This window comes from Candidatus Avedoeria danica, from assembly GCA_016703025.1.
GTDB lineage: Bacteria > Chloroflexota > Anaerolineae > Epilineales > Epilineaceae > Avedoeria > Avedoeria danica.
The window spans coordinates 1894690-1911688 of the sequence record JADJCV010000004.1 but is presented as its reverse complement, the minus strand read 5'-3'; the positions used below and the strand labels follow the sequence as shown (position 1 = coordinate 1911688).

Genomic DNA, 16999 nt, shown 5'->3' with positions numbered 1-16999 from the left:
GGCCGCCCTGCGCCGCCCCCCCCTCGTCACGCGATCGCGATCACGGATCCGACGCCGTCGCCGCCCTTTCGATCATCGCCATGCCCAGCAGCGTCCCCTCCGGGGCGGGGCAGCGGGCGAGGTCGTGGACGCGCTGGTCGCCGAGGCGTTTGGCCAGGAAGTCGAGCTCGCTCCGGCGCTGCGGCGCGGCGAAGATCATGGCCGGCGCGGTGTCCGCGATGCGGTCGACGAGCGCATCGAGGTCGGCGCCCTCCGGCACGTCGAAGATCCGCGCCAGGCGCAGCCCCGGGTCGGCATCGGCGCGGGTGTGCTCGGGGGCGGCGGCGTCGAACGGCTCCACCGTGCGATCGGACAAGTAGCGCACGCTCTCGTACACGCCGGTGTCGAACCACGGGCGGCCGAGGACGAACACGGCGCGGCCGTCCCCGTACCGCTGCACGGTTATGCCCAGGTGCGAGGCGGCTGCCGTTCCGGAGTCGAAGAAATTGCAGCCGGGGGCGAAGACGCCCCAGTAGGCCCAGAGCTGGAAGCAAACGATCCCCGCGACCAAACCGGCGGGGGTCGTCCAGTGGGCGCGGCGGGCCATCGCCGTGGGTGCAACCGGTGCGGACGCCGGCGCGGGCGCGTCGGGCGTGGGCGAGTCGGGCGCGGGCGAGTCGGATGCAGGCGCAGGGGATTCCGGCGCATCGGACACGGACGTGGAGTCATCGGCCGTCGCCGCGGCAGGATCGCGTGACGCTTCGTCTTCGGCCGACCACAGCGCATCCGTCAGCGCGAAGAGGGCAAGGGCGGCGAGAACGGCCATCGCCGGCAGCGCGCCCGAAATCCGGTAGCTGGCCGTCGAGGCGTGGGCGCCAAGGGCCAGCGTGAGCCAGGCCAGGACGACCTGGAGGACGAGCCACAGCCGGCCGCGGTCGGTCGGGCGCACGACGCAGGCGGCAAAGCCGAGGCCGAACAGGCCGGCCCACACGACGTCGAGCATCGGGTAGGGCGAGAAATAGAACTCGTGGGCCGGGGCGGCGACGAGCGCGAAGACGGCATCACGCGCCTGACTCCACGCGATCGCCAGCGGTGCGTCGCCGACCCGTTCGGCCACCTCCGTCCACTTGCCCGTCTGCAGAATGCCCTGGGCCGACAGCCGGGAGAGGTAGTCGTTCGGCCGCACGAGCGCCCATCGGATCATCGGGCCGGCGACGACGAGCGCGCCGCCGAAGGCCACGAGCAGCGGCCGGACGCCGGCCTCGCGCCACCACGACCGCGCCTCGCGGCGGGGCCAGGCCACGAGCCCGATCACGGCGGCCGATCCGACGGCGAACACCAGCGCCACGACGTCGACGAGCCGGCCGCCGACGTAGCCATACTGCGCCAGGCCGAGTGCCAGCCCGGCGACGGCCGCGCTGCGGGTGTCGCGCGTGCGCACGGCATGGACCAGCGCCGCGCCCGCCACCGCAGCGGCGACGGCGTCGAGCCCGTGCCCGAGGCCGATGCGGCTCAGGTGGACGTGCATGTGCGAGACGGCCACGAGCAGCCCGGCGACGACCCCGACGCGGCGCGTCGCGACGACCCGCCCGAGGGCATACGTCGCCGGCGCCGCCAGCGCGCCGCCGACGGCCGTCGGCAGACGGGTGGCCCACGTCCCGGCATCTAGGAAGAGCGCCAGGACGGCGTGTGGGACCAGGTAGAGCGTACCGTTCGCCCAGTAGGTCGAGAACATGTGGCCGCCCTCGCCCTGGCTCATCCAGCGCGCCGCGAGGCCGAAGACGCCCTCGTCGCCGGTCAGGACGTTGGGCACGCGGTCGAGGGCGATGAGGCGCAGCACGAGCGCCAGCGCGAACAGTGCGGCGCCGTCGACGAGCACGGTGCGGTGGCGGCGGGCGAAGGCGGTGAGGCCGTGCGGCCGCAGCCACGCGGCCGGCAGCCCGAAGCCGAGGGTGTACACGGCCACGCCGACGGACCAGAGCACGAGGACCCAGACGTACGTGCGGGCCGGCTTGTCGTCACCGATCGCCTGGATGAGGGCAACGGCGGCGGCTCCGGCCGCGAGACCCAGGACGGCGCACGCCAAGCGCAGGCTGCCGACGGCGGTGATGCCGTCGCGGCTGTCCGCGTCGGTCGGCGGGACGGCATCACCGCGGTTGCTGTCGTCGCCCTCGCGCGCGACGAAAGCGATGTAGGCCGCGATCGCCAGCGCCCAGAGCGCCGCGGCGCCCCGGCCGAGCCACGGCTTGGGCGAGAGCCACTGGCCGCTCAGGATGAGCACGCTCTCGGCCATCAATGCCAGGCCGAGGGCGGCGGCGGCCAGGCCGGGGACGGCGGAGGGCGGGACGGCGAGACGCCTTCGAATCGGCCGGGCGAGACGGAATCGGGCGCGGGGGGGCGGCGGGGCGGGGGTCATTGGGTGCGCCGGTGCGGCGGTGCGATGCGGGCTGGATGATCAGCGACGGACGGCACCGCGTGAGGCGGCGCACCGCCACCGCGCGGATGCACGAGCCGGCGCCACGACGGCGCCGATCACAGTCCGCCGGTCAACTGGTAGCCGGTCAGGTAGGTCCGGCGGTCCTGGCGCAGCTCCTGCTCGTTCGTGCTGCCGGCGAAGCGGCGGGCATGGGCGGTTTCGATGAAGCGGAGTTGGGCCGCCGGCACGTCGAACTGCTGGATGAGCGTCTCGTGGACCTTGCGGCCCCGGGCGACGGCCAACGCGTCGGCATCGGTCTGGCTGGCCTGGTTGCGGGCGAGCGCGGCGCCTGGGAGGGCCGAGCTGCCCTGGACCTCGAGGACGCAGTCGGCGCACGTGCGCAGGAAGCGGACGGCATCTTCGAGCGTGCCGAGGGCGGCCGCGGCGTCGCGGAAGTCCGTGCGGTTGGGCAGGAACTCGATCTCGACGCCGGTCTCGAAGATCAAGCGGGCGCTGGCGATCTGGTCGTCCGACACCGCCTCCCGGTTCGTGTAGTCCGTCACCTGGAAGACCTCGGCGCTCGGCCGCTCGGACGCGCTGCCGACGAGGGCCGGCTCGGCCCGCGCCGCCAGCACGAACGTGTCGGCGATGAGCGTGTCGAGATCGGGGACGTCGGGCACCGCGGCGCCGCAGTAGCGCCAGTAGAAGGCCGATTCCTCGAGGCGGTTGCGGAGGGTCGCCTTCTCCTCCATGAGCTGCGCCGCGTCGCGCAGCGTTGCGAACGCCTCGCGGTCGAGGTCGGCGCGGAACGTGGCGGCCTCCTCCGTGGTCAGGAGCGCCTGGCGGGCATCGTCGCCGTCGGACCAGGCCAGGATGCGGTCGAGCGCTGCGTCCGGGTTGGACGACAGATCGAGCAGGCTGGCGTAGTAGGCGCGGGTGAACGCTTCGAAGGCGGCCGGATCGGCATCCATCCGCAGCCGCGAGAACTCGACGACGTCCCACAGGATGCGCACGTCCTTGCTCGACAGGATGACGTGGCTGCCCTCCACCGCAGCGAGCGCGCGTTCCACCTCGGGCTCCCAGGCGACGACGGATGCGATGTCCTGCTCGACGCCGCTGTTGATCCAGTCGTCGACGGCGGCCGCCGCGTCATCGGACGGGACAGGCACGCGGATCGGGGCGTTGGCGGTGTGGCTGGCGAAGCATGCCATGTACTCCGACACGCTGCCGCCCGTGAACGCGATGGCATGGTCGAAGATGCCCTGCCACGTCTCGATGCCGGCCTTGGCGACGATCGCGTCGTTGCCGGCGCTCTGGCCGATCGGGACGCCGACCGCGACGCCCGGCCCGCACTTGCGCACGGCGTCGAGCGTCGTGGCCAGCGCGTCGTACGAGCCGCTGCGCACCGCCTCGCACTGGCCCTCTTCATCGAGGTCGACGTCTTCGGCGTACACGTCGACGAGCTCGAGCGTGTAGCCGTAGCGCTCCATCGAGCCGCTCGCCGCCATGTGGGCCAGCGTCGCCATGTACGGGGTGTACTGCAGCGTCAGGACGCGGAACGGCTTGAGATCACCGGCCTGCGCGCGCGTCGGGACCGCGCTGCGGGCCGTGGAGGTGGCGCGGCCGTCCGAGGCGGGACGGTCATAGCCGGCAGATGTCGCCGCCGGTGGCGTGTCGCCCGAGTCCGCCAGCTGCCGCGAGAGCTGCGGCGCCAGCAGGACGCCGATGAGCGCGCACCCGAAAGCGACGACGAACAACCCGAACGCGACCCTTCCCCAGCGGACCTTCATGGCGACGTTGCCTCTCGGCGCGGCCCGGCCGACGGGCGGCCGGGCGATGCGATTCGATGTCGGTCGTGGCGACCCGCGATCAGCCGTTCCCGCCCGCCGCCTGTTGCGATGCGCCGTCGTCGCCGGCGCCGGCCTCGATCTCGGCCGGTGCCTCGACCGCCGGCGCAGTGGCCGGCGGCGCGAAGCCCAACTCCGCCTTCAGCTCTTCCAGCTTGGCGGCGCCGGCGGCGCTCGTGGTCAACATGCGATCGGTCGTGGTCCGCCGCTTCTGGTCCCACAGCGCGTCCACGACGTCCTTGCGCGACCGGTAGCGGGCCTCGTCCGTCTGAAGGCGTTCCTGTGCCCGGGCGCGGATGTTGGACTGGTCGTTCGGGACGAGGTCCATCATCTGCTCGCGCAGCTCGAGCTGCTGGCGGCGCATGCCGGTCATCCGTGCGCGAGCGACCAGGCGGGTGTCGTGCCGGGAGAGCTTCTCGAGCTCCTTGGCCTGGTCGAGGATCATATGGATGGCTTCCTTCTTGTCCTGAAGGGCATCCTCGACGACGCGCTCGAGATCGCCGACCTCGGCCTCGGCCTGGGCGAGCTCCTCGGCCAGGCTGGTGGCACGGGCTTCCTCGGCCTCGGCGGTGGTGGCGTCTCCCTTGCCGGCCGCGGCGGCTGCCGCCTGGAGGTGCTGCTTGGCTTCGTGGCGCAGGTTGGCGGCCACGATGCGCGCCTCGGCCAGCTGCTGGACCATCATCTCGGCGGCGGCCCCGACATCCTCGGCCGCGCCCATCTGCTTCTTGAGGTTCTCTGCCCGCTTCACCCGGTCATACGCCAGCCGGCGCTCCAGCGGCACGCTGTCCTCGGCGCGATCGACGAAGATGCCCATGAGCATCCGGAAGAAGTCGGCGATCCGCTTGAATAGGTTCACTTCGTCGCTCCTGGCGTTTCGATCCGGTCGGCGGGCGGGGCGGCCGGCAACCGCGTTGCCGGGGAGGGTTCTGGGAAGGCACGGCGATCATATACGCGCTGCCGGCCGTTGGGTCGCGCGGAAGGCGGCCGACGGCCGCCGCCCAGGGCCGGGCGGCGATCGTGCCAACGCATCCGGGCGGCATGGTAGAAGACGGGCGGGGGGCGGTCAAACAGTTCGGGGACGTCGCGTCGTACAATGCCGGTGCATTGCCTTCGAGGAGCGCACGATGTCGGACCTGTCGAAGTCGGATGTGGGCCGCTGGATCGGCCGACCGTATCGCCAAGCCGTGACCGAACTGTACGCCGGGACCCACATCTGGGACCACGTGCGGTACGACGAGGCCGGGGATCTGTGGGTGAACGACCTGCGCCTCGCCGATGCGGTGGCCGCGTGCGCCACGCCGCTCGAGGTCGTGGACACGACGGTCATCGAGCGCCGCTGCTCGGAGTGGATGGCGCTGACGCGCGCGGTGGCGGTCGAGATCGGCTATGCCGGCCGCTTGAACTACCTGTACGCATCCAAGGCCAACATGGCCGCCGAGGTGACGCACGCCGCCTACCGCTCGGGCTGGCACGCCGAAACGAGCAGCACGCAGGACCTGCGGCACCTGGAGTGGCTCCGCCGGCACGGCCTGCTGCCCGAGGGCATGCGCGTCGTCTGCAACGGCTTCAAGCTGCCGCCGCCCGGCGCGGAAGCCGCCGAGCGCACCACGGACCCGGCGGCAGGGGCGCCGTCGGCGGTCCCGCCGTCGTCCGGCGGCCGCCTGGCCGTGCCGCGGGCTGACCGCCTGGCGCTGGGGGTCGACGGGAGCTACGCGGCGACGATCGTGCGCCTGCGGCGTGAGGGCTGGCGGATCGAACCGATCCTGGATGCCGGTGAGCTTCCGTACTTCGCGGCGGCGGGCGTGCCGCTCGATGTCGGGCTGCGGCTGAAGTTCGGCCGGGTGGTCGACCGCCCGTCGCTGGCGGCTTGCGTCAGCCGTTTCGGCCTGACGCCCGAGCAGCTTGCCTCGGCCGCGGCAGCGGTGGACGCCGCCCCGAACGTCACGCTGACGACGCTGCACGCGATGGTCGGCGCTGCCGAGGAGATCCCGCTGCCCGAAATGGTGGCGGCCTACCGCGTGGCCGGGGCGATCTGGTCCGAACTGCGGGCGGCGCACCCGACGCTGATCGAGATCAACCTGGGGGGTGGCGTGCCGCCGCTGTCCGAGAACTATGACCACGTCGGGCTCGTGCGCGGCGTGCTGACCGCGCTGGCGGAAGCGGCTGCGGCGGCCGGGGTGCCGTCGCCGGACGTGACGTACGAGCTCGGGAGTCTGGTGGCCGAGGAAGCGGGCATCCATGTGTTCGGCGTGCTGCAGACGAAGGACAACGACGACCGGCCGGTCGATTGGGCGCTCATCGACGGCGGGCTCATGGCGGCGATCCCGGACATGCTGCTCATCGACAAGTCGTTCCGGATGCTCGCGACGCGCGGGGCGGACCGGCCGGCGCGGGCGTTGCGGCTGGGCGACGTGACGTGCGACTCCGACGGCCGCTACCCGCCCAAGCGCTGCGGCGAGGACGCTGCCATCCTCCTGCCCGAGGGCGACGACGTCCAGGTGGCGATCCTGGGCGTGGGCGCGTACCAGGAGATCCTGTCCGGGGTTCGCGGGGCGCACCACTGCGGCCTCCTCGAAGCGCTCGAGCTTATCGTCGAGCGCGGTGCCGACGGGGTGCGGCAGGTCCGGCTGACGCCGCGGCAGACGTGGCGCGATGCGGCGCACGTGCTGGGGTACACGGACGAGACGGCCGAGGCGCTGGGCCGGACGAGGGCACGGCCGGTCGAGTGATGGGTGGATGGGTGGGGTGGCGGATCCGTGGATGGCGGATGCGGGACGGTGGGGTCGGCCACGCTGCTATCCTTGCGGTGTCGCTCCCCCCTCGCTGTGAGCCCGGAGTTTTCTGATGCGCCCGACGATGCTGCGCCCGATGGTGCGATTGATCGACCGCCCGGACCGCCGCCGGCCGCGAACGGCCGGCGCTGCGTTGGCGGTCGGCGTGTTGGTGCTGATGGGTCTGTCCGGCGCGCCACCCGCCGCCTCGTCCCCGCTGGCGGCCGACGTCCGGTCGTTTGCCCGGCTGCCGTGGGCGATCCGCGGCCCGTCGGCGCCGTACCGCTCGGCTCCGACGTCGGCGGTGCAACCGACGCTCGGTCCGACGCGGACGCCGCTGCCGACGTTCACGGCGCTGCCGCCGACGGCCACGGCCACGGCCACGGCGGACCCGCGGCGGGCGGCGTACCCGACGGACGCGGCGCAGATCGTCCTGCAGATCGGCCGGACGGATGCCGAGGACCAAGGGATTGCATGGGAGGAGATGAGCGGCACGCCCTACCTGACGGTGTACGGCGACGGCCGGGTGATCGCTTTTCGGCGCTTGTTCAGCTACGACCAGACGCTGTATGAGACGCGCGTCGACGACGCCCAGATCCAGCGCTGGCTGGTGCCGCTGCACTATGACGTGAAGATCTTCGATCTGGAGGCGCGCTACAACCATCCCGACGAGTCGCGCTTCGCGGCGCATCTGTTCATGGCGTTCGGGACGGGCGAAAAGGACTGGAAGCGCGTTTCGATCGGCGGGTTGAACCACTGGGTGGAGGGCGATCTGCCGCCCGATCCGGCTGCGGCCCGCATCCGCGCGCTGGCGTCGCTCATCCTCGGCCTCGAGCCGTTCACGAAGGTTCTGGACGAGCCGTACGCCGCCGGCGAGTTCACGATCATCAGCCACGAGATCGCCGGCACCGGGGCGCCGACGTGGCCGCTGCGGCTGAACGTGAAGAAGATCTCCGACGCCGCGCCGCTGCGCACCGGCGAAGGCTACGTCCACGGCCCACCCGGCCACCTCATCGCCACGGCCGCCACCGCCCAGCCCGTCCGCGACCTGACGGTGAAGGATGCCCGCGAGCGCTTCCCGGCCCATGCCTTCGTGGCCACCTACAAGACCTCCGGCAGCGCCAACCTGTTCGCCGTCGGGGCACGGCCGGAGGTGCCGGGGGGGTCACGGTGGATTCCGGAGCGGACGTATGACAAGTGGTATAGGAAGGATGAGGTGGTGCCGTAGGGGGTGTGACCTGCCACCTTATCTGGTAAGAACTCATTTCACAACCGCAGGCCGGGCTGGCTAGAATGTCGGCATAAGCCGACACGAGTTGATCGATATGCAGTGGGAAGTGCTGGGACCGCTTGTCGCGCGACCGCGCAAGCGGACGGGACGGCCGCCCGTCGACCATCCCGGTGACGCGACGGCCTGCTCATTCGCGACCGCGGATCGGCCGCCCGCCCGTCGTCGGACCCAACATCGGCGAGAGGTGGAAGGTCGAACGAGCCAACGCCTGGATGGACAACCACCGGCGACTCCTCATCCGCTTCGAACGCAGGCTCGCGAACTACCGCGGGTTCTGCCTGCTAGCCTCGATCCTCTGGTGCCTCGGAAGGCTTCTGAAATGCGTTCTGACATAACGTCCGAGCGTGTAACGATCGCGCAACGCTCGCCGCGTAACCTGGGCGGCACAGGCTCAGATGCGCTGAGCTGACGCTACCAAGGAGAACTGCCATGGATAGTTGGCAAAGGGGTCGGTCGATCGCCGTTGCGGCGGTGATCGCAATAGCCGCTGGGATGGTGACTGCGCACGTCGATGCGGCGCCTGGCAATCAACCGAGTCCCGGCACTCGCGATAGATTCCTGCCCGGTCCAGTGGATTGCGACGGCATTGCTCACACGCAACTGGGGCCATCTGTAAGTTTCGAGTGTCCAGCGGAGTCGAACAACTGGGAAGAGTGCTCGAAGGATGCCACCCTGGATCCAACTCTCCTGCCGCGCAACTACTGGCACGCAAGGTCGCTGTTTCCGGAATGCACTAGCTTCTTCGTTCGGGCAGTTGTTTGGACGTGTGATGGCAGCAACGCTGACGGATACATCAGTGCTCATGGGAACGACAACTGGGCTTACACGGCGCGATTGAAGCCGTTGCCTGGCGTCCCTGGCGTAAGCTACGTCGATCTCGGTTGTTTCGATGAGTATAAGTGGGACAATATCTACACGGTAGAGCTTCACTTGTATTCTGGTTGCCTTCGACGTATCGATTGGGGTATTGGTTGTTGCCAGAACTGCACTATTCTCCCTAGCGGTTCACTATCTTCGCCTGAACCCGAAACTCCGCCAATTGCGGATTCTGCAATAATGCTCGAATAGAAGTTCATACGCTGCACGTGTAGCGCAGATGAACTGACTAGCGCGCACCGAAGGAGTCTATGCTCTCCTGCGAGGGGGTGTCACCACAGTGGCACCCCCTCTTGCAGTCTCAGCCCGGAGTGACCCCTACGCCTGTAAAGCCGAGGGCGCGAGAAGTGGCTGCCTGGGGATGGCGCGGCGCTCGAAATGGAGTTCCCCCGCTTTCGCGGACTGCGGATAATTGGGGGTCTCACGCTGCCTGTAAAGCGTCGCCCCATCGTGGTTCTCCTTCACATTTGGTGACGCTCACGCGGCCAGCCCGACCGTGGCCGGGTAACATCGGCAGCCTCTCGAGTCCGTTTCTCTCCCCGAGGCGACCGATGTCATGGATGCCACATTCCTCTTGCCCCGCTTTCCTGGCCTGAGGAAGACGAGCATCACCGTGGACGGCGGCGTCGTATCGGTGGACTTGGTTTCAACGGTGCTGCGTGCGGCCTGTCCGGAGTGCGGCGTGAAGTCTCGGCGTGTCCACAGCCGATACGATCGAACGCTACGCGACCTGCCCTGGGCGGACAGCCTGGTGGTTCTCAATCTGAAAGTGCGGCGGTTCAGGTGCGCCAACGTGTCGTGCCATCGATCCGTGTTCACCGAGCGATTGGAAGGTGTCGTGCGCTCGTACGGCCGTTGGACAGGACGCGCCGACGTCTCGTTGGCGAAGCTCGCCATGGAGATGAGCAGTGAGGCCGGATCGCGCACGGTCGAGCACTTCGGACTCTCCGCCAGCGCTCCTACGTTGCGTCGACTGCTCCGTCGCATGCCGACGGAATCGCACCCGCCTCCACGGGTGGTCGGCGTTGATGACTGGGCCATGCGCAAGGGGCACACATACGGCACGATCATCGTTGACTTGGAGCGGCACCGCGTGTTGGACTTGCTTCCCGATCGAACCGCCGATTCGCTGGCGACTTGGCTGATGGAACGGCCCAGCATTGAGATCATCTCGCGGGATCGCGCGAGCTGCTACGCCGAAGGGGCTGTGCGCGGAGCACCGCAAGCGCGCCAGGTCGCCGACCGTTGGCACCTGTTGAAGAACCTCGGCGATGCGGTTCAACGACTCTTCGAACGTCACCCCGCAGCGCTGCGCCTCGCGGCTACCGATCTTGCCAAGGACCCAAGCGGAACGGAGCAGCAGGCGACGTCGGTAGACGGTGGCCAGTCCGCAGCAGTCCCGCTGGTGTTGAGCCCGCGTCATGCCGAGCGTCTGCGTCAGTTTGAATCAGCCAAGGCGCTCCACTCCTCGGGGCAGACGCTGCTCTCGATCGCCCAGCAGCTCAATCTGTCACGCGTCACCGTGCGACGGTAGATGGCGGCCGCCGAGCTTCCGCAGCGTGGAGGCACGAGGAGTCCGTCGTCGGTCGCACCATTTCTTCCCTTTGTCAGAGAGCAATGGGCGGCGGGATGCCAGAACGGACAACAGATCTGGCTCGCGTTGCACCGCCGCGGATACGGAGGCAGCTACTCCAGCGTTTGCCGGGCGCTGAAGCACTTCCGCCGCGGCGACAGGCGCCGGCTGCGCCATGAACGACAGGCGCCTCCTCCTATCACTCCGTTGACACCGCGTAAGGCGGCGTGGCTGTTCGTCGCCAAGTCCAATGATCTGACCGATCTACAGCGTGATCAACGAGACGCGATTTGCCGCGTGTGTCCTGACGCTGACCGCATGCGCCACCTCGTCGAACAGTTCACCGCCATCGTCCGCGAGCGACGCCCCGATCTCCTGGACCCATGGCTCGATGCGGCGCGTGCTGGCGATGTCTTGGAGGTCAAGCGGTTCGCCATTGGGCTCAAGAAGGACTACGCGGCCGTCCGCACAGCCGTCGAACTGCCTTGGAGCAACGGGCAGCTCGAAGGCCAGGTGAACCGACTCAAGCTCATCAAGCGCGTCATGTACGGACGCGCACGGTTCGATCTCCTCCGCCTTCGCGTGCTCTCGGCCGCGTGAGCGTCACCAAATGTGACGGAGAACCACGATGGGGCGACGCTTGACACGCCTGGCCGATCCGAACCTCGCCGACTCCGTCCTCGACCGCCTCGCCCACAACGCTCACCGCCTCCAGCTCAAAGGAGAGTCCCAGCGAAAATCCCGTGCCTCCCTCGTCATGTCGATCACTGCGAGCTAACCTTGCGGCGTCCGCCGCTCACGGCGTTCTGTGATCGCCATGGGCTGGAATTCCTGATCGTCTTGGCCGGAATGTGCAGCCAGTCTCGCTGTGGTCCGATGGGCCGACCCGACTGTGGTCTGTTGATCCGGTCTGGGTGTGGTCCGTTCAGGCTATCCGGGGGTGGTTGATAGGCCGGCCTGTGACACTCTCCAGGCGCAGATTTCCAGGCGCAGAGGGGGGCACTCCACTTTCTTACACCTCTGGTATGCCCAAAGCAGCCTCTAGGTCGAGGTACCGTCGAATCCCGTCTCGTATCTGATAGACGGTGCTCTGGCCCTCGCGCATGGACACGGTGATGACGGACGCCGCCTCCAGCTCGATGAGGCCGTCGATCCAGTCGCCGGTAATAGGGAGGTGGGCGTTGGCCCTATCAAAGACGTCGGCAAAAACGCCTGTGGCGGCTTCTTCTGGGTGTGTGGCGATGGCGTGGAATTGATGGGCGGATTGCACGGCGCGGAGAGTGAGGGGTGGGGGCATGGTCCGCAAGATGGACAATGAAAGGTGGGCATTAGAGGATAGGCGAACGAGGGAGTGGGCGTAAGCACTGGAGAGCGACGTGTGGCGGGCTGGACGGATGGAGCCGAGGATGCTCGGGTCTCGATATTTCGATGCCGCTCCAACCACCGACTGGCCCGTTACAGAACCGCCCTTTGCCGCTCCGACAGCATTCCACAGAGCATTGCGCAGCGCAGAGTCAGGAGGGATGCACGCGGTACTGCGACTGAGTTTGGCTAACAATTGGGCGGCAAGGGGAAGTCCATCGGCTTCTGCGATCCAGCCGTCGATGGTGCTGGCAGCGGGAATGCGGTCGGGGAGCGGGATGGGCAGACGACCACCGAGCGCGCAGTAGAGCCGGACTGCCTCTGAGGATGCAACTGGAGTCGCGCGTTCGAGAGTCGAATACGCTGATGGAACTCGCGCAGCGGTGGTTCGATCCGCGGCGATCGTACCGAGCAGCGGAACGCGCCACACGGACTCGCCCGGAAATCGGGTTGGGGCGCACGCTGTGTAGACAATCCGCAGTCGCCGACAGGAGGCGAGCAAATTCCCAATGAGAATCGTCCATGCCCCCAAATGGCGATCAATGTTATCGAGCACGAGTGCCACTTCCCTTTGGCCGATTCGCTCGACAATAAGATCGAAACTAGATCGCGGCGAAGCCGTGATGGGAAGGCCAAAAGTGAGTGCGAGACTCTCCTTGAGATTGTCGACAACGACACTGCTTGGCGGATTGACTGCAACGAGATCTTGTGTCAACTCGTGACGATCATGATCGTGCCAGAACAGCGATATACGGTTGGCGTTCCACAGAGGGAGTTGCATGCGAGCAGCTTCGCGAGTCACGCGACTCTTGCCTGAACCGCAAGGTCCAATCACGCCAACAAGTCGACTGCGATAGAGCGTGCTGACAAGATCACTAACTCGTTGCTGCGCGTCGACAAACTCGCCGTCGTCATCTGGCGGTAATGTGCATGGAGGAGGCGCAAGTACGAGCCCATTGCGCACAGGCGACTCAATCCGCCTCCCCAAACGCACATCTGACATGAGTGACTCGGTCTCGTGCGATGGCGACGAACCGATCAATTGGAGTTCTCGTGCGCAAATGTCGAATTGCCTTTGCGCAGAATCGCGGTCTCCATTGTCGATATATAGGTGAATTAGACGCAGGTGGGTGGATTCGTCACTGGGGTCATGCAAGACTAGTAGCCGCGCGGTGACGAGTGCTTCATTTCGGTCACCAATGGCGACCAAGTGGTCAAACAGCGCGATTCCGATACGGCGATATATTGTCTCGTAATGAGCTCGATGGTCGCCCAGCCACGCGTCGTCCAGTTCCGGCAGGAGTGGGCCTGAGTACAGTGTGAGCGCCGCCTGTAATTGGGCGATGCGCCGACGGTGTGCTGCAGGAGTGGCCTCGACCTGACGCCGGAGCTCCTGTTCGGCACGATCGAGACCCCAGGCATCAACGTTGCATGGAGCATCAGATCGCCATCCAATTCGCGTTCCATCGCGGACTATCCAAGGGTCCTCGTCGCCAAAGGAGGGAAGGCACTCTGAAAGGCCGTGAAGACTAAGGCGCAGTCGCGGCCGTGTCACTGACAATTCATCGCCGGGCCATAGTTTCCACGCGATCTCGTCACGCTCACGAGGAATGCCATTGCAGTCGAGCAGTAATAGGGCAAGCAGTCGATGAGGATGACGTCGAGTTGGGAGCGGTAATGGCTGTTCGTGCCAACGAAGTTGCAGATTGCGGAAGAGGCTGATTGAGAGGCAATTGCCGTTAAGAGGATCGATGTGCGCGTTACCTTCACTTCTCGAGTTCGGAATCATTGACACGGGACCACCTTCTATGACGCGCGCAACGACAACACCAACTCGGAGACGCCACCGATTCCGAGGCTTGAACCGGAATGCAAGCTTGCCTCCGCCTCGTCGTGAGCCATGACCTGACGCATCGCGGCCATGGAGCTATCGAAGTCTCTCGTCTCTCGCGGGGTGCGGGGAGCCCCCATGCGTCCACGTTCATACGCGCATGCGCCTAGAATACTCCCGGCTACGCTCGGAATTGATGTTGCCACCGCATGGGCCGTGGCCTCCAAGGAGCGAACCAAGCTTCCAAGATTCCCGTAAGGGTACAGGCGAAGCACGGATTCCGTAGCATAGTGCCGAGCCCGCGATAAGTCGCCTGCCAATGCGTATGCCCCGGAAATGGTGCGATATGCCCAGGCAGCAGAAACGATATCGCCCACATGTTCCACCGACGACAGAACACGGACTGTCAGTTCGGATTGCCGTGGTAGATCTCCGGTCTCAATTGCGACAATGAGGTCGAGGTTGCACAAATCTAGTTCTAAGTCGGGAGTAAACACGTCGCCGGATATGCAGCGGGCTCGTTGGAGAGTCAGGCTCGCGCTCTCCCACATCATGGAATCGCACCAGATATCTGCAAGATTGCATAGGCAGATTAGATGAAGGAGTCTGTCCCCTGTCTCTGTGGATCGTCGAATTACATCAGACAAGATACGGGCCGCCTCGTCAGTGTTGCCCATCCATCGCATTGCGAGAGCTAATTCGGCCTTTATGCGTCCATGTTCGCGCTTATGTGCTAATGGAACCACCTGACGATCTGCTCCCTGCAATAACTCGCAAGCAAGTTGATACTCGCCTCGCTCAATTGCAATGGTCCCAAGGCGTAGACGTACGCGGCCAGCGCCCCGAGGCATTCCGACGACTCTTCCGGCAAGTCCATGAGCATGCCCTAGGATCTCGTCGGCACTCCTGAGATCTCCTGCACGCAAGAAGATGTCCGCAGCAAGTCCAAGAATGTCGATCATATGCACGATTTCGTCCTGTGGTGACAGTTTGCAGACTGCTTCCCGAGCCAACTCGCGTGCAGGTGCCAGATCTCCTGACATCGCCAGAATTCCGGCAAGATGAATGCGTGCGACTACATGCTGCCGCGAGGAGATATCGCTAAGGTCCGCGAGTACTGCATTCCTTCCGTGTCTGGCGGCCGACTCAACATCTCCTTGAGCGTAGCGCATCATTGCGGCGACATCGCTTGCGAGAGCATACAACTCCTCATCACCCAAATCGCTGGCCTTGCTTACCAAGTATTCGACCCATTCGATTTCATGGATAAGCATGCCGCGATTAATCCAGAATCGCCATGACTCTACCGCGGCAAGCACTGCTATTCGCAGGTCATCACTCGTGAGGATGTTGAATGCTGTGATCGCAGCGGCGAGATCGTCGCACTCGGCGTCGAAGATCGACTCAAGAACACCTTCATCCAGTTCCGGCTTCTGATTGACAAGCATGACGATGCGAGTCAGGACGAATCGCGCATGTGACTGACGCAGCGGAGGATTACATTCAATTGAGCGCGATCTAAACTGCGCGAACTCGCGAATGAGAATCGGTATTCGGAACTGCACTCCCGTCACATTACATGTCTCGCTTATCATCCATCCGTATTCAATCAGCGGTTCCATAACGCTATGTATCGGTGCGGATGATCTGAAGTCGTCATCTTTCCAATGCCAGACGCTCAAGATGTGCTCATTTCCAAATTGGTGCCTGAAGATCCAAAGTCGTTCCATGCATGAGCGACTCTCGCTTGCGAGCTGGCTCCACTCGCGCTCGATACTATTGTGCCAATTCCATGCACGAATAGTTGAGTAGGAATTGGTGTGATGTGACGGTAAGGCGAGGCGCACTATGTCCATCAACTCGCGGATCGACATGATGGAAGTTCGTGCGGCGAGCGCTTCTATAACAAGCGGATTGCCTTCTGACATTGGGTAAATCGTTGTCGTCAGCATTCGACGCTCATCAAGCGTCACGCGTTGCTTGCCGAGTTCAAAGACGCGAGCAAGAAACAGAGACTCGACATCAGAGCTGGCATCGTGAAGTTGAGAGCTGCCACCGCTATTGGCGGAGCAATCCATTGTCGACGTTGTGGACAGTGGTGTCAACGTAAGATGCGGAACATCAGATAGACTGAGACCAGATCGAAGCGTGGCGATAATGCGGACCTGTGGGCATGCACGCGTTGCTTCTAGTATGGCATCGCGAAGCTCAGACAAGACAGCGTCGAAGCCATCGAAGACTATGATCGGAAAGCCACATCCATACTGCCTGCATGATGTCTCATATGAACTAGTATAATTTTGGAGAAATGTTCTCAGGGCGGCAAGTGACGAACCATCAGGTCGTCCGGTGAGTGTGCAGCAATCGGCAGTCAACCAGAATGTCGACTCATCTGACTGATTGGCAATAATCCGAACACACTCTGCTGCGAATCGGGACTTCCCGATGCCCATTTCCCCAGACACGACGACCAGAGGTGAGTCTCGCAAGTGTTTGTGCAACATCTCGAGCTCGCGAGCGCGATTGACATATGAGTCAAGATGTAGTGGTATTGCTGCGTGCGTACAACTAGTCTTCTTTACGCTGAGAGATGATGTAGCTAGAGCCATCGATGGATCGCGGGTCTGAGAAACCGCATGCGCGCCAATCGTGTCAAGGCATGGCAATGATGACGCGCTCGAGACGTTTGAATGTGGATTCACTGGGAACACAATTGGCGTCACGTGCCATAGGTAGGAGGAACTGGTGTGCTGTCGACTCTCGAGATTGGATCGTGAGTCTGTCTCAGCGATATTGCGGTGGAGATCACACCCTGACGGAGTTGCAGGAATCGGGCTGATTCCATAGTGATCGCACTCTCGAGAAGCGGCCAATGACAGGGCGCCAGATAGGGTCTGTCGAGCCATCTCCAAGCGAAGTCGGGGTGATTGAAGCCACACATCGCTCCATGTTTCGAGAAGCGGCCGACTCGCCATGGCGAGGACTCGGTTCAACTCTCCAGTACTTACTTCTTGAAAGGTTGCATATTGTGACTGCACTCTGTCCGACAGCGT

At 65.2% G+C, this 16999-nt stretch carries 9 protein-coding genes; 4 read left to right on the top strand and 5 right to left on the bottom strand.

Annotated elements, in window-relative coordinates; genetic code table 11:
• Positions 1–40 precede the first annotated feature (40 nt).
• The 3 genes from IPG72_10940 to IPG72_10930 form a co-directional block, all read right to left on the bottom strand.
• Positions 41–2395, bottom strand: a complete 2355-nt coding sequence (locus IPG72_10940) for a glycosyltransferase family 39 protein (GenBank protein ID MBK6769499.1) — start codon at positions 2393–2395, stop codon at positions 41–43.
• 116 nt (positions 2396–2511) lie between these two features.
• Positions 2512–4185 (bottom strand): hypothetical protein, encoded by a 1674-nt coding sequence (locus tag IPG72_10935; protein MBK6769498.1) that lies wholly within the window; start codon positions 4183–4185, stop codon positions 2512–2514.
• Between the two features lie 79 nt (positions 4186–4264).
• Positions 4265–5056, bottom strand: a complete 792-nt coding sequence (locus IPG72_10930; protein MBK6769497.1) for a hypothetical protein — start codon at positions 5054–5056, stop codon at positions 4265–4267.
• A 310-nt stretch (positions 5057–5366) separates the two neighbouring features.
• Here IPG72_10930 and IPG72_10925 point away from each other — a divergent pair, with 310 nt between their 5' ends.
• The 4 genes from IPG72_10925 to IPG72_10910 all read left to right on the top strand — a co-directional run bounded on the left by IPG72_10925 (position 5367) and on the right by IPG72_10910 (position 11353).
• Entirely contained in the window at positions 5367–6971 is a 1605-nt protein-coding gene (locus IPG72_10925) for a hypothetical protein (protein MBK6769496.1), read from the top strand.
• 115 nt (positions 6972–7086) lie between these two features.
• Positions 7087–8241 carry a hypothetical protein gene (locus tag IPG72_10920; GenBank protein ID MBK6769495.1) on the top strand — a complete coding sequence of 385 codons (1155 nt, stop codon included), beginning with the start codon at positions 7087–7089 and terminating at the stop codon, positions 8239–8241.
• Between the two features lie 1495 nt (positions 8242–9736).
• Positions 9737–10714, top strand: a complete 978-nt coding sequence (locus tag IPG72_10915) for an ISL3 family transposase (GenBank protein ID MBK6769494.1) — start codon at positions 9737–9739, stop codon at positions 10712–10714.
• A complete protein-coding gene (locus IPG72_10910) occupies positions 10715–11353 on the top strand; it encodes a transposase (GenBank protein MBK6769493.1) in 639 nt (212 codons plus the stop codon). It begins immediately after the preceding gene.
• Between the two features lie 412 nt (positions 11354–11765).
• Here the strand turns inward: IPG72_10910 and IPG72_10905 are convergent, their stop codons facing one another.
• Together IPG72_10905 and IPG72_10900 are read right to left on the bottom strand one after the other, a co-directional pair.
• Positions 11766–13910: a hypothetical protein gene (locus IPG72_10905; protein ID MBK6769492.1), complete on the bottom strand. Its 2145-nt coding sequence runs from the start codon at positions 13908–13910 to the stop codon at positions 11766–11768.
• Between the two features lie 11 nt (positions 13911–13921).
• Positions 13922–16024 carry a hypothetical protein gene (locus IPG72_10900; GenBank protein MBK6769491.1) on the bottom strand — a complete coding sequence of 701 codons (2103 nt, stop codon included), beginning with the start codon at positions 16022–16024 and terminating at the stop codon, positions 13922–13924.
• Positions 16025–16999: the final 975 nt, after the last annotated feature.